This window comes from Mesorhizobium sp. M7A.F.Ca.AU.002.02.1.1 (assembly GCF_003998535.1).
Taxonomy (GTDB): domain Bacteria; phylum Pseudomonadota; class Alphaproteobacteria; order Rhizobiales; family Rhizobiaceae; genus Mesorhizobium; species Mesorhizobium ciceri.
On the sequence record NZ_RZPB01001485.1, the window covers coordinates 1 to 457 of the forward strand.

Below are 457 nucleotides of genomic sequence, written 5' to 3' on the forward strand. Positions count from 1 at the left end.
TCGGGTCGCGCTGTTCCCGGTCACGCCGTGCACCGGCGGGACCGTGGTGATGAAGGGCTTTGCCGTCGCGCTCATCGGCGGGCTCGGCAACATCTATGGCGCCGTCGCCGCCGGCCTCATCCTCGGCATCGTTGAAGGCTTCAGCGCCGGCTACGGCTTCTCGCAATGGACCGATGCCTACTCCTTCGTCTTGATGATCCTGGTGCTGATCGTGCGCCCGCACGGCCTGTTCGGCGGCACCAGCGGACCGAGGATGGCGTCATGAACGGCGGTGCCACCCTCAAGCCGCTGCGCGCGCTGCTGCCGGTGCTGGTCATCCTGGCGCTGATCGCGCTGGTGCCGCTCGCCTCGCCCTCGAACCGCTTCCTGTCGCTGGCGATTTCGGCCGGCACCAACGTCATCGCGCTTTACGGCCTGTCGGTTCTGTTCGGCCAGACCGGCATCCTGTCGATGGGGC

The 457-nt window shown here is 67.8% G+C and carries 2 pseudogenes; both read left to right on the forward strand.

What is annotated here, in order from left to right:
• Nucleotides 1–265: pseudogene (locus tag EN879_RS38500) on the forward strand (branched-chain amino acid ABC transporter permease); the annotation flags it as partial.
• Nucleotides 262–457: pseudogene (locus EN879_RS38505) on the forward strand (branched-chain amino acid ABC transporter permease); the annotation flags it as partial. The pseudogenes EN879_RS38500 and EN879_RS38505, both read left to right, overlap by 4 nt.